This is a genomic window from Streptomyces sp. NPDC050560 (assembly GCF_044457285.1).
Taxonomy (GTDB): Bacteria; Actinomycetota; Actinomycetes; order Streptomycetales; family Streptomycetaceae; genus Streptomyces.
Genome location: NZ_JBITGT010000007.1, coordinates 342,623 through 355,094, shown reverse-complemented (window position 1 = coordinate 355,094; position 12,472 = coordinate 342,623). Strand labels below are relative to the sequence as shown.

The following is a 12,472-nucleotide window of genomic DNA, read 5'->3' as shown; positions in this document are numbered from 1 at the left end:
GCCCCCGCAGCCGCCGGAGCCCTCACTCGTCGAGTACCGCAGCCACCGCCTCGACCTCGACGAGTTGGTTGTCGTAGCCGAGGACGGTGACGCCCAGCAGGGTGCTGGGGACGTCGTGGTCGGCGAAGGCGTCCCTCACCACCGTCCACGCGGTCACCAGGTCCTCCTGGCGGGACGAGGCGACCAGCACCCTCGTACTGATGACGTCCTGGAGCGACGCCCCGGCGGCGGCGAGGGCGGTGCGCATGTTCTCGACCACCCTGCGGGCCTGGCCCGCGTAGTCCCCGGGCGCCACGGTCGCGCCGTCGTCGTCGAGCGGGCACGCCCCCGCGAGGAAGACCAGCCGGGCCTCCGGCGGGGCCGTGGCGGCGTAGGCGTACTCGGCGACGTCGGAGAGGTCGCCTGAGCGGATGAGGGTGACGGCGCGGGCCATGGCGTCGGGTTCCTTCCGGTCGGGGCCGGGCGCCATCCTGCCTCCGCCGCCCCACCGCCCGCACTCCGTTTCCGCCGCGGCGGGGACGGGGCGCCGCGCCCCGCGAAGAAACGGGCGGGGTCTAGATCCGCGACTTGCGCAGGGAGTGCCAGACGGCTCCCGCCAGTGCCCGTGTCGAGCGGGGGACCGACAGTCGTTCGTGTTCGCGGTACAGCGACCAGTTGTACGGGACGAGGGAGAGCTTGTTGGACGACAGCGATCCCGCGCGGTGGGCCCTGTACACCGCGAGCGGTTCCGTGAGGCCGCGGGCGGCGTGGCCGTCGCGCATGATGGACAGCCAGAGCGCGTAGTCCTGCCGCTTGGGCATCTCCGGCATCAGCCTCGTACCGAGGGCGTTGCGGTCGTACATGGCGGTCAGCGCGCCGATGTGATCCTGGGTCAGCATCGCGCGGTAGTCGACGCGTTCCCGCGCCAGGACCACACGCCCGTTCGGGACGAAGCCGGTGCTCTCGCCGTCGTAGTCGGCGTCCATCTTGTAGTAGGAGGTGAACGTCAACGGTGCGTCGGCCGTCGCCGCGAACGCGGTCTGCCGCTCCAGCTTGTCGGGCAGCCACATGTCGTCACTGTCCAGGAAGGCGACGTAGTCCCCCTTGGCCCGCTCGATGGCGAGGTTGCGCGCCTTTCCCGCGCCGCCCCGCTCGGGGGCCGACCGCGGCAGGACGCGGTCGTCCTGCCGGGCGAACTCCGTGAGCATGTCCATGGAGCCGTCGGAGGACTTGTCGTCGGTGACCAGAAGCTCCAGGTCGCTGTGGGTCTGCGTGAGTACGGACCGGACTGCGGCGCCCAGAGTGGCTTGCGAGTTGTACACGGGCATCACGACAGAGACCAGGGGCACGGCGTTTCTCTCCTCTATCCAGGGCGTAAGCGGCCCGTCGCGAATCCCGCGCGGAACCGGAGGGCCCGCCCGTACGGGCGGTGGGCGCCAGGCCCGCTCCGGTTCCCGGGGCTCGCCCGGGCCAACGCGCACTACCGGTGCCGACGCGAGCACGGGGACCGGCACACCGCCGCCCGGCGCCACCTTGTCCAACCGCTTTCCCGGCCGGCTCCACCGCTGCCCGAGGACGCGGCGGCACCGCGATGAGCAACGCGCTTGCGCGCCACTCTTCCAAGCGCCCGCACGCCCCGCAAGCCCGGTCCGCCCGCCGGCCCCGCCCCGCAGCCCCGTCGGCCCGGCACCCCACGACCCCGCTCGCCCCCGCCCAAGCGGCGCCACCCCACGCCCCATACCCCACGCCCCATACCCCCCGCGCCCCCCACCTCCTACGATGTCCAGGCGGCTGTCGGCGTGAGTCGGCGTTGAGGGGGGCGTACACCCCCTGGGGAGGAAGTCCGGTGTGAGTCCGGTGCGGTCCCGCCACTGTGTGCCCGGGGGTCCGGGTGAGTCAGGAACTCCTTCCGCGTCCGACCACCCGGGGCGAGGACACCCCGAGGAAGGCACGCCCACGCATGCTTCTGCTGCTGTCGACCTCCGACACCGACCTGCTCAGCGCCCGCGCCGCCGATGGCCCGGTGCCGTACCGGTTCGCGAACCCCAGCCGGATCACCACCGGGGAACTGCCCGCCCTGCTCGACGGGGTCTCGCTCGTCGTCGTACGGCTCCTCGGGGGCGTGCGCGCCTGGGAGGACGGGCTCGGCCTGCTGCGCGCCGACGGGCGGCCCGTGGTCGTGCTCAGCGGGGAACAGGCCCCCGACGCCCAGCTCATGGCCGCCTCCACGGTGCCCGTCGGCATCGCGGCCGAGGCGCACGCCTACCTCGCGCACGGCGGCCCCGGGAACCTGGAGCACCTGGCCCGCTTCCTCTCCGACACCGTGCTGCTCACGGGGCACGGCTTCGACGCCCCCGCCCCCGCGCCCTCCTGGGGCCCGCTGCCGCGCCCGCACGCCCGCGACGGCGCGGGGCCCACCATCGCGGTGCTCTACTACCGCGCCCACCACATGAGCGGCAACACCGCCTTCGTGGAGGCGCTGTGCACGGCCGTCGAGGACACCGGCGGGCGGGCGCTGCCCCTGTACGTCGCCTCCCTGCGCACCCCCGAGCCCGGGCTCACCGAGGCCCTCGGCGCGGCCGACGCGATCGTCACCACCGTGCTCGCCGCGGGCGGCACCAGGCCCGCGGGGGCCTCCGCGGGCGGCGACGACGAGTCCTGGGACGCGGGCGCGCTCACCGCGCTCGACGTGCCGGTCATCCAGGCCCTCTGCCTCACCGGCACCCGCGCCGCCTGGGAGACGAGCGACGAGGGCGTCTCGCCGCTGGACGCCGCGAGCCAGATCGCCGTGCCCGAGTTCGACGGGCGGCTCATCAGCGTCCCGTTCTCGTTCAAGGAGATCGACGAGGACGGGCTCCCCTCCTACGTGGCCGACCCCGAGCGCGCCGCGCGGGTCGCAGGGACCGCGGTGCGCCACGCCCGGCTGCGGCACATACCGGCGTCCGCGAAACGCCTCGCGCTCGTCCTGTCCGCGTACCCCACCAAGCACTCGCGTATCGGCAACGCGGTCGGCCTCGACACCCCCGCGAGCGCCGTCGCGCTGCTGCGCAGGCTGCGGGCCGAGGGCTACGACATCGGGGACCCGCCCGGGGTGGCGTCCGGCGAGGGCGACGAGCTGATCCGCGCGCTCATCGACGCGGGCGGCCACGACCAGGAGTGGCTGACGGACGAACAGTTGGCCCGCAACCCGGTACGGGTCCCGGCCGCCGACTACCGCCGCTGGTACGCCACCCTGCCCGCCGCGCTGCGCGAGTCCGTCGAACGCCACTGGGGGCCGCCGCCCGGCGAACTCTTCGTCGACCACAGCCGCGACACCCCGGGCGCCACCGAGGGCGACATCGTGCTCGCGGCGCTGCGCCACGGCAACCTGCTCATCCTCATCCAGCCCCCGCGCGGCTTCGGCGAGAACCCCATCGCCATCTACCACGACCCCGACCTGCCGCCCTCGCACCACTACCTCGCCGCCTACCGGTGGATCGCCGCGCCCCGCGAGGACGGCGGCTTCGGCGCCGACGCCCTGATCCACCTCGGCAAGCACGGCAACCTGGAGTGGCTGCCCGGCAAGAACGCCGGGATGTCCGCCGCCTGCGGGCCCGACGCCACCCTCGGCGACCTCCCGCTCGTCTACCCGTTCCTCGTCAACGACCCGGGCGAGGGCACCCAGGCCAAGCGGCGCGCGCACGCCACCCTCGTCGACCACCTCGTACCGCCCATGGCGCGCGCCGACTCCTACGGCGACATCGCACGGCTCGAACAGCTCATGGACGAGCACGCCCAGATCGCCGCCATGGACCCGGCGAAGCTGCCCGCGATCCGCGCCCAGATCTGGACGCTGATCCAGGCCGCCAGGCTCGACCACGACCTCGGCCTCGACGACCGTCCCGACGACGAGGGCTTCGACGACTTCCTGCTCCATGTCGACGGCTGGCTCTGCGAGATCAAGGACGCCCAGATCCGCGACGGTCTCCATGTGCTCGGCAACGCGCCGGGCGGCGACGACCGCGTCAACCTCGTGCTCGCCGTGCTGCGCGCCCGCCAGGTCTGGGGCGGCGAACGCGCCCTGCCGGGGCTGCGCGAGGCGCTCGGCCTCGACGAGTCCGCCGCCTCCCGCACCGCGGCCGACGCCGCGGAGGCACGCGCCGCCGAACTGGTCAGGGCCATGGAGGACGCCGGCTGGGACCCGGCGGCCGTGCCCGCCGTCGCCACCGGGGACGCCGCGGCCACCGCGCCCCTGCTGGACTTCGCCGCCCGCGAACTGGTGCCGAGGCTCGCCGCCACCACCGCGGAACTCGACCACGTACTGCACGCGCTCGCCGGTGGCTTCGTGCCCGCGGGCCCCTCCGGGTCGCCGCTGCGCGGACTCGTCAACGTGCTGCCGACGGGCCGCAACTTCTACTCCGTCGACCCCAAGGCCGTACCGTCGAGGCTCGCCTGGGAGACCGGGCAGGCCCTCGCCGACTCGCTCCTTGAGCGCTACCGCGCCGACCACGGGAGCTGGCCCACCTCCGTCGGCCTCTCGCTGTGGGGCACAAGCGCGATGCGCACCGCGGGCGACGACATCGCGGAGGCGCTGGCGCTGCTCGGGGTGCGCCCGGTGTGGGACGACGCCTCGCGCCGTGTCACGGGCCTCGAACCGGTGCCGCTCGACGAGTTGGGCCGCCCGCGGATCGATGTGACGCTGCGGATCTCCGGCTTCTTCCGGGACGCGTTCCCCACCGCCACCGACCTCCTCGACGACGCGGTACGGCTCGCCGCGGGCCTCGACGAGGGCGACGACGACAACTTCGTACGGGCCCACACCCGCGCCGACATCGCCCGCGGCGCCGACGAACGCCGCGCCACCACCCGCATCTTCGGCTCACGGCCCGGCACGTACGGCGCGGGCCTGCTCCAGCTCATCGACTCCCGCGACTGGCGCACCGACGCCGACCTCGCCGAGGTGTACACCGTGTGGGGCGGCTACGCGTACGGCCGCGGGCTCGAAGGGCGCCCGGCGCGCGCCGAGATGGAGACCGCCTACCGGCGCATCGCGGTCGCCGCGAAGAACACCGACACGCGTGAGCACGACATCGCGGACTCCGATGACTACTTCCAGTACCACGGCGGCATGGTGGCCGCCGTCCGCGCGCTCGCCGGGGCCGCGCCCGAGGCGTACGTGGGGGACTCCACGCGTCCTGAGACGGTGCGCACCCGCACCCTGGTCGAGGAGACGTCCCGGGTCTTCAGGGCCAGGGTCGTCAACCCCCGCTGGATCGAGGCGATGCGCCGCCACGGCTACAAGGGCGCCTTCGAACTCGCCGCCACCGTCGACTACTTGTTCGGCTACGACGCCACCACCGGCGTGGTCGCCGACTGGATGTACGACAAGCTGACGGAGACCTACGTACTCGACCCCGTCAACCGCGCCTTCCTCCAGGAGGCCAACCCCTGGGCGCTGCACGGCATCGCGGAGCGCCTGCTCGAAGCGGAGTCCCGCGGCATGTGGGCGAAGCCCGACCCGGCGGTCCTCGAAGCGCTGCGGGAGGCGTTCCTTGAGACGGAGGGCGATTTGGAAGAGGGGACGGAAGGGACGGAGGGGGCAGGCGGCGGCGCGTAGGCCCCGTGACCTGGGGCGGTGCGGTCCCGGGGCGGTGTCACCACTCCCGGCCCTGTCCTGGCGGTCCTTCCTGGGTCCACTCCCCGTGCTGGTCGACCCACCAGGCGATACGGCAGTCAAGGCAGGTGTAGCGCCAGCGCGGCAGCCCCGTCTCCTTGTCAGGCGCCTGCGCCACCACGACGTGGGTGTCACGGCACTTGATGCACTGGACGGGTCTCCTGAGGCTCACCCGCCCATTGTGGCAGGCCCGTTCGGAAGTGGCGGCGGTCCTGCACGAGGGCGGCGGCGGTGTCGCACGCGCGCGCGGCGCCTCAGGAGCGCGGGTGCTTCTCGACGACCTTGCCGTCGAAGTCGCTGACCAGGTAGGCGCTTTCGTACGCGTCGCCGACGTAGACGAGGATGTCGGGCTCGTCGGTGCCCCGGACGCCCCAGGCCGGGTCGAGCAGGGCGTAGGTCTTGTCGGGGTGCTCGATGCCGAGGGTGGTCTCGGCGGTGTGGATCAGCGAGGGCAGCTTGTCCCAGTCCATCTTCGCGATGTCCACGGGCGGTTCGTCGGACGCGTGGATCTCGCCGCCCATGTGGTTGTTCTCGGTCCTGCCCCCGCGGTACGTGAAGCTGTCGTACACGTCGCCCCTGCCGGGTACGGGCGCCTCGGCGTTGATGAAGTCGCCGTACACGTTGAACTGGGTGACCTTGGTGCCGCCCATCACGGGCTTCATCCGCTGGATGGCCTTCTTCAGGTTCGCGGGCTCCAGCAGGTCGCCGGTGGGGCCCCCGGCGGGGCCCGGGGTGGCGGTGCCGGTGCCGGGGGAGTCGTCGGTGGCGCCGGTCGCGGAGGCGCCGGGCTCCGCGGGCTGCTCACTGGACGAGCCGCCAGAGGCGCCCGAGCCGCCGCTGTCGTCGTCCCGTGTCGCCGCCCAGATGCCGAGACCTACCCCGGTGGTCATCAGCAGCGAGACGGCCGCGTAGATCATGGCGTACTTGGGGCGGATGGGCCCGTACCCGTGGTGCGGCTCGGGCCGCCCGGTTGGCGGTGTGTCGGACGGCGGCCCCGCGGCGGGGGGCCCGGGGAGGCCGGGGGCCGCGTCGGCGGCTGCGGCGCCGGGGGCCGCGAGGTCGGGGGCCGTGGCGGGGTGCGGGGCGGTTCCTTCGGCGACGGCGCTCAGGACGGCCGCCACCTCGTCGGCGCCGGGGCGCGCCGCCGGGTCACGTACCAGCAGCGCGGTCAGCAGGTCCGTGAGCGCCCCCGCGCGTGCCGGGGGAGGGATCTCGCCGTCCAGCACGGCCGCGAGGGTGGCGAGCGTGGTGGGCCGCCGCAGCGGATGGTGCCCCTCGACGGCCACGTACAGCATCATGCCGAGCGACCACAGGTCGGACGCGGGATCGCCCTCCTGGCCGCGGACCCGCTCGGGCGCGATGTAGTCGGGGGAGCCGATGAGGGAGCCGGTGCCGGTGAGCCTGGTCGACTCCCCCAGGGTGGCGATGCCGAAGTCGGTGAGGACGGGGCGGCCGTCGGTGTGCAGGAGCACGTTGGCGGGTTTGACGTCCCGGTGGTGGATGCCCGCGGCGTGCGCGGCGCGCAGCGCGGACAGCACCCCGAGCCCGATCGCGGCCGCCTCGCGCGGCGCCATGGGGCCCTCGTCGAGGCGGGCCTGGAGCGAGCGGCCCGGCACCAGCTCCATCACGATCCAGGGGAACGAGCCGTCCGACGGGTCCACGATGTGGTGCACCGTGACCACGTTGGGGTGGTCGAGCCTGGCGAGCGCCCGCGCCTCGCGCAGCACCCTGGCCCGCAGCACGCGCGCGCCCTCGGGGTCGTACTCGGCGAGGTGCGGGTCGGGCGGCCGTACCTCCTTGAGCGCCACCTCGCGGTGGAGCACCAGGTCACGCGCCCGCCACACCAGGCCCATACCACCGCCGCCGAGCCTGCCGCCCAGCTCGAACCGTCCGTCGATCACCCGCTGCAACTGGGCCCCCTCCCCCACGCCCTGGATGGTACGGCCCGCCGGTGACGTACAGCAGCCCGCGCCGTCGAATCGACACGCACCGCACGCCCGGCCCGACCGCGCCCCCCGCCACTATGCCTCCCGCCACCACACATCCCCCGGCACCGCACCTGGCGCCACCGCGCCCCCGCCCGTACGGGGCCGTGCGGGGGAGGGGGACGACGCGCCGCGATGTCGCCCGAATGGCTCTCGCCGGGTCGCCCCGCAGGGCCCCGCGGGGTGCAGTGGACGCGGACGGCCCCGTTCCGGGGGCCGCGATGCCCGCCGGGCCCCCTGCCCGCCGGAGTCCCCCGAAGGAGTCCCATGAGGATCAGTGCCACAACAGCGCTCACCGCCGCGGCGGCGGCACTGTTCGCTGTCTCTGTCACCGGCTGCTCGCAGGGCAGCGACAACTCCGAGTCCGCCACCCACGCCCGGGTCGAGGCCGCGGCCAAGCAGACAGAGAGCCCGTCCGCGTCCCCGAGCATGTCGGAGTCCCCCTCCGCGTCGCCCTCCACCTCCCCCGCCTCGGAGATCAAGGCCGTCGAGACGGCCGGGCTCGGGAAGATCCTGGTGGACGGGAAGGGCCGCACCCTCTATCTCTTCGAGGCCGACAAGAGCACCAGGTCGACCTGTAACAACGCCTGCGCCGAGCAGTGGCCGCCCGCCACGGTGAACGCCGTTCCCAAGTCCTCCGGCAGCGATCTCAAGGCCGACCTGCTCGGCACCACCAAGCGCGACGACGGCAGCATGCAGGCCACCTACAACGACCACCCGCTCTACTACTTCGCCGAGGACAAGAAGCCGGGCGATGTGAAGGGCCAGGGCGTCAACGCCTTCGGCGCCAAGTGGTTCGTCCTCGACGCCGCGGGCGCCGCGGTCACCAAGTCGCCCGGCAGCAGCGCGAGCCCGAGTGAGAGCCCCAGTGAGAGCCCGAGCGAGAGCCCGTCGGAGAGCCCCAGCGGTGACACCGCGAGCCCGACCGGCGGCTCGCCCGGCTACTGACGGGCCCGCCCCCGACCACGGCACGGCAACCACACAGGGGCCGGGCGCACCGCCGCCCGGCCCCTGCGCCGTACCCCGGCGGCTCCCGCGGCCGTACCGCAGCCGTACCGCGGCCGCTCGCGGGAACGACCCCTCACGGAGGACCGATGGCGACCACGGACACACCCGCCGCACCCGCCCGCACCCGCTGGGCGCGCCGCCTCGCGCGCGGCGTCGCACGGCTGATCGCCGCCGCGGGGCTCGCCCTGGACGCCCAGGTCCACGCCAGGCTCGCCCCCCAGTACGACACCGTGAACGAGAGCATCAGCCAGGGGACCCTCTTCCGGATCGAGGCGGCCCTCGCGGCGCTCGCCGCCCTGCTGATCCTGGTCTGGCACCACAGGATCTCGGCGCTCTTCGCCTGGCTGGTCGCGGCGGGCGGCCTCGCGCTGCTGCTGATCTACTACTGGGTCGACGTCGGCACCCTCGGCCCGTTCCCGAACATGTACGAGCCGGTCTGGTACGACGACAAGACCCTGACCGTGATCGGGGAGGGCGCCGCGGTGCTGGCCGCCACGTACCTCCTGGTGGCGCGGCGCCCCAACGGCGGCCGCAGGCACCGCCGCCACCGCCGCCTCAGGTGAGCACCGGCCGCACGGTGGCACGCGTCGCCCCCGGTCCGGGCCGCGTGCGGTACGGGCCGGGTGGCGGGAGGCAGCCACCGGGGAGGCCTGTCCGGGTGACGTAGGGTGATAAAGGCGGCCCAATCGGGCAGCCCCCGCACGAACGGAGCCCCCGAGGATGACTCGGCACCTGGGCAACATGGTGGGCTCCACGCTCCCCGCCGACGTCTACGCCCGCTATCTGCGCCGGACCGGCCAACACCCCCATCTGCGCCACCGGCGAGCACGGCACCCCCGCGGAGCCGGCCGCCGCTGCCGCTGGGGTGCCCGTCCCCGCCGACACCTGGCCCGGGCCGGCCGCCGAGGGCAGGGTCTTCTACGTCTGGTTCGACGCCCCCGTCGAGTACGTCGGCGCCACCAGGGAGTGGACCGACGCCGACCCGGGGCGCCTGCCCTTCTCCCACAAGCGCTTCGGCGACACCGTCCCCGAGGGCACCGGCTTCACGGTGCCACCGGTGCTCTTCGCCAAGATCACCCCAGAGGAGCTGGCGGCATTCGTGGAACGCTTCGGGGGGCGGGGCGCGGGGAGTTGAGCCTCGGGGCACTGAGCCTCGGGGGGTGAGGGGGTGCGCCCCCGGTGGCCGTTCCGTCCGGTTTCACGTGAAACATTCACCCCACCGCGCGGCCGCCCCTACCCCCACCTGCCGTTTCCCGCACCCCTCACCTGCCCCTCAACCCCCGCCGCATACCGCCCAGTTGCGCCGCACTGCCGCCATGGTGTATTCACTGAGTGCTCAACCAGTCAAAAACGCGAAGGCATCCGATGGCACCCCGGTCTCCGGCTCTGAACAAGGCCATGCGCGAGGAGTCCCGTGCGCGGATCATGGCCGCCGCCCTGGAGCTGATCGCGACCCAGGGCTTCGAGGCGACCTCGCTCGCCGCCATCACCAGGGCGGCGGGGGTCTCCCAGGGCCTGGCCTCGTACTACTTCCCGGCCAAACGGGACCTGCTGGTCGCTGTGTTCGGGCAGTGGCTCGACGCGATCACCGGCGCGATGATCGCCGCCGCCGAGGACGCCGGGGAGAGCGGCCCCGACGCCGCGCTCGCGCGGCTGATCGACATGGTGCTCGGCGGCGCCAGGTCGGACCTCGCGGTCACCCGGCTGATGCTGGCCGTGATGGTGCAGCCCGCGGTGCGCTCGGTGCTCGCCGAGGCGGAGTCCGCGGCAGAGGAGCGGGTCGCCGCGGCCGAGGCCGCCGTCGCCTCGCTGTTCGCGGCGCGCGGCGCCGAGGACCCCGCCCTGGAGCAGGTGATGTTCCGCAGTGTGCTCGAAGGGGTGACCTTCAAGCTGACGGTCTACGAGGACACGTATCCGATCGAGGCGGCCCGCCGCCATGTGTACCGGCTCTACCGGCTGCCGGAGCCCGAGCCGATGTTCGACGAGCATCCGGGGCCGATCAGGCTGCGCGCCCCGCTGCGGCGGGAGTGAGGCGGCCGGGGCCGCCGCCGTCCCGCCGTCCGTGGCGTCCATGGCGCCCGCGGTGCTGAAGCCGCGCTGACGCGGCGGCGAGAGCCGCGCAGAGACCAGCCCTCCGGCTCGGGCCCACGGCGTGGGGAGGCCCGTGGAACCGGCCGGAGGGTCACCCGCCGCCGCGCGGGCCCGTCATGGACCACGGCCTTCCATGACGGGCCCCGCGGCGGCCCTCACCTCCGGGGCGGGCGGCCGTGCCGCCGCCCCGGAGGGGCCTATCCGACCCCGAGCGCCTGGCCCGCGGCGTCGGCCATCGCGGCCTCGCCCTCGGCGTTGGGGTGCACAGGTACGTAGTTGGTGCCGAAGAGGGCGGGCTCGACCCAACGCGTCCCGGCCGGGGTGCAGGCGTCGCGGCCGTCGGAGCGCCCGTTCATGTCGGCGTAGGCGGTGCCCGTGTCGGCCGCCGCCCTGCGCACCGCGTCGTTGAGATCGCTCTGGAGCCCGCGCAGGTACGGCACGTCGCCCTTGGCGATCGGCATCTTCACGAAGCAGCCGGACGAGTACGTACTCGGCATGATCCAGGGGTAGCCGAGGATCGCGACCCGGGCGCCGGGCGCGCGCTCCTTGATCGCGGCGAGGGTGTTCCTGATCGCCGGGTAGACCGTCTGCTCGATGCCGTCGGACCACTTGGAGCCGTTCTGGTCCTTGCAGGGGCTGCCCTGGCCCGCGCTGAGGATTCCGGCGGTGGCGCAGGTGAGGATGGCGTCGAGGAAGGTGCCCTCGTCGTTGCCGCCGATGGTGAGGGTGACCAGGTCGGTGTCCTGGCCGAGGCGGTCGAGCTGCGGGGCCACGCCCGGGTACTGGGAGGCGGTGAAGTCCCCGGTGGTGGCGCCGCCGCAGGTGGCGTCGGTGAGGGTGGCGCCGATCCGGGCGGCGAGCACCTTCGGGTAGTCGCGGGTGCTGACGGCGCACAGCAGCGGCGAGTCGAGCGCGACCGGGAGCACCCCGGAGCCCGCGCTGTAACTGTCGCCGAGCGCCACGTAGTTGAGGGGTTCGTCGGAACCGGCCGCGGCGGCCGTACCGGAGGTGAGGGCGGCCACCACACAGGCGGCGAGGGCGACGACGGCGCCTGAGCGGCGCGCCGGGCGGCCGGCTCTGGTGCCTTCGGTGCTACGGGGCTTGTGCATGGCGTACTCCTTGACGTGGGGAGGGGCACGACAGGACAACACCGGCCAGTGGCGCGGGGGACCGGCACACCGCAAAGCTACCCGTCAGTAAGTCATTCGTATACGTGCGGGACATCAGACCTTTGTCGCGACACGGCGGCACGGCCCGGCGCAAGGGGCCGCTCGCACGGCGTCGCAGAGGGCGCCGGGGGAACGCCGGGGCTGCTCAGAAGGCTCAGGAGACGCAGGAGACGCAGGTGCGGGACGCGGGGCGGGCCAGCAGCCGTGCGGCCGGAATGTCACGGCCGCAGTCGGCGCACCGCCCATAGGCGCCGCGGTCGAGGCGGTCGAGCGCGGCGTCGATCTCGTCGGCGTACTCGCGGGCCTGGCGGAGCATCGCGGCGACGTGGGCCCGCTCGAAGGCGGTGCTCGAACCCTCGGGATCGTGCTCGTCGTCCACGGCCACCAGGGCGTTCGCCGCGACGATGGCGTCGAAGTCCCGCCCGAGGGCCGCGATCCGCGCGGCGGCGTCCTCCCGCTCGGCCCCGAGACGCGCCCGCACGGCGGCGTCGTCGAGCCGCCCGCTCCCGCCGCCGTCCCCCGGTACCGGGGCTGCGCCGTCCCCGGCTCGGGGCGCCCGCCCGCTCCCTCGGTCGAATCCGCTCATA

At 74.1% G+C, this 12,472-nt stretch carries 11 protein-coding genes, 1 pseudogene and 1 riboswitch; of the genes and pseudogenes, 6 read left to right on the top strand and 6 right to left on the bottom strand.

Annotated elements, in window-relative coordinates; genetic code table 11:
* Positions 1–22 precede the first annotated feature (22 nt).
* Together ACIBIW_RS18675 and ACIBIW_RS18670 are read right to left on the bottom strand one after the other, a co-directional pair.
* Positions 23–433, bottom strand: a complete 411-nt coding sequence (locus tag ACIBIW_RS18675) for a RidA family protein (RefSeq protein ID WP_399337387.1) — start codon at positions 431–433, stop codon at positions 23–25.
* 121 nt (positions 434–554) lie between these two features.
* On the bottom strand, positions 555–1,328 hold the full coding sequence (locus tag ACIBIW_RS18670; protein ID WP_399337385.1) for a glycosyltransferase family 2 protein: 774 nt from the start codon (positions 1,326–1,328) through the stop codon (positions 555–557).
* Between the two features lie 486 nt (positions 1,329–1,814).
* Positions 1,815–1,885: riboswitch (cobalamin riboswitch) on the top strand.
* 54 nt (positions 1,886–1,939) lie between these two features.
* On the opposite strand from ACIBIW_RS18670, the gene cobN reads away from it, so the two are divergent.
* On the top strand, positions 1,940–5,575 hold the full coding sequence (gene cobN, locus ACIBIW_RS18665) for a cobaltochelatase subunit CobN (RefSeq protein ID WP_399337383.1): 3,636 nt from the start codon (positions 1,940–1,942) through the stop codon (positions 5,573–5,575).
* A 37-nt stretch (positions 5,576–5,612) separates the two neighbouring features.
* On the opposite strand, the gene ACIBIW_RS18660 is transcribed toward cobN, so the two are convergent.
* Positions 5,613–5,804, bottom strand: a complete 192-nt coding sequence (locus ACIBIW_RS18660; protein WP_399337380.1) for a hypothetical protein — start codon at positions 5,802–5,804, stop codon at positions 5,613–5,615.
* Between the two features lie 82 nt (positions 5,805–5,886).
* Positions 5,887–7,560 carry a serine/threonine-protein kinase gene (locus ACIBIW_RS18655; RefSeq protein ID WP_399337378.1) on the bottom strand — a complete coding sequence of 558 codons (1,674 nt, stop codon included), beginning with the start codon at positions 7,558–7,560 and terminating at the stop codon, positions 5,887–5,889.
* 324 nt (positions 7,561–7,884) lie between these two features.
* On the opposite strand from ACIBIW_RS18655, the gene ACIBIW_RS18650 reads away from it, so the two are divergent.
* The 5 genes and pseudogenes from ACIBIW_RS18650 to ACIBIW_RS18630 all read left to right on the top strand — a co-directional run bounded on the left by ACIBIW_RS18650 (position 7,885) and on the right by ACIBIW_RS18630 (position 10,656).
* Complete coding sequence (locus ACIBIW_RS18650) at positions 7,885–8,565, top strand: hypothetical protein (RefSeq protein WP_399337375.1); 681 nt, start codon at positions 7,885–7,887, stop codon at positions 8,563–8,565.
* Positions 8,566–8,711: 146 nt separating this feature from the next.
* Complete coding sequence (locus tag ACIBIW_RS18645) at positions 8,712–9,188, top strand: hypothetical protein (protein ID WP_399337373.1); 477 nt, start codon at positions 8,712–8,714, stop codon at positions 9,186–9,188.
* Positions 9,189–9,487: 299 nt separating this feature from the next.
* Positions 9,488–9,610 (top strand): annotated as a pseudogene (locus ACIBIW_RS18640) (class I tRNA ligase family protein); the annotation flags it as partial.
* Positions 9,611–9,616: 6 nt separating this feature from the next.
* Positions 9,617–9,760, top strand: a complete 144-nt coding sequence (locus ACIBIW_RS18635; protein ID WP_399337621.1) for a hypothetical protein — start codon at positions 9,617–9,619, stop codon at positions 9,758–9,760.
* Positions 9,761–10,023: 263 nt separating this feature from the next.
* Positions 10,024–10,656 (top strand): TetR/AcrR family transcriptional regulator, encoded by a 633-nt coding sequence (locus tag ACIBIW_RS18630; protein WP_399337371.1) that lies wholly within the window; start codon positions 10,024–10,026, stop codon positions 10,654–10,656.
* Between the two features lie 257 nt (positions 10,657–10,913).
* Here ACIBIW_RS18630 and ACIBIW_RS18625 read toward each other — a convergent pair whose 3' ends face one another.
* A complete protein-coding gene (locus ACIBIW_RS18625; RefSeq protein WP_399337369.1) occupies positions 10,914–11,825 on the bottom strand; it encodes an SGNH/GDSL hydrolase family protein in 912 nt (303 codons plus the stop codon).
* Positions 11,826–12,039: 214 nt separating this feature from the next.
* Positions 12,040–12,471, bottom strand: coding sequence for a TraR/DksA family transcriptional regulator (locus ACIBIW_RS18620; protein ID WP_399337367.1), 432 nt, complete (start codon positions 12,469–12,471; stop codon positions 12,040–12,042).
* Between the last annotated feature and the right edge of the window lies 1 nt (position 12,472).

What these genes read in the sequence shown, in the direction of transcription:
- ACIBIW_RS18675 (WP_399337387.1), bottom strand. Translation starts at nt 433, where the DNA reads ATGGCCCGCGCCGTCACCCTCATCCGCTCAGGCGACCTCTCCGACGTC.
- cobN (WP_399337383.1), top strand. Translation starts at nt 1,940, where the DNA reads ATGCTTCTGCTGCTGTCGACCTCCGACACCGACCTGCTCAGCGCCCGC.
- ACIBIW_RS18650 (WP_399337375.1), top strand. Translation starts at nt 7,885, where the DNA reads ATGAGGATCAGTGCCACAACAGCGCTCACCGCCGCGGCGGCGGCACTG.
- ACIBIW_RS18645 (WP_399337373.1), top strand. Translation starts at nt 8,712, where the DNA reads ATGGCGACCACGGACACACCCGCCGCACCCGCCCGCACCCGCTGGGCG.
- ACIBIW_RS18630 (WP_399337371.1), top strand. Translation starts at nt 10,024, where the DNA reads ATGCGCGAGGAGTCCCGTGCGCGGATCATGGCCGCCGCCCTGGAGCTG.
- ACIBIW_RS18625 (WP_399337369.1), bottom strand. Translation starts at nt 11,825, where the DNA reads ATGCACAAGCCCCGTAGCACCGAAGGCACCAGAGCCGGCCGCCCGGCG.
- ACIBIW_RS18620 (WP_399337367.1), bottom strand. Translation starts at nt 12,471, where the DNA reads ATGAGCGGATTCGACCGAGGGAGCGGGCGGGCGCCCCGAGCCGGGGAC.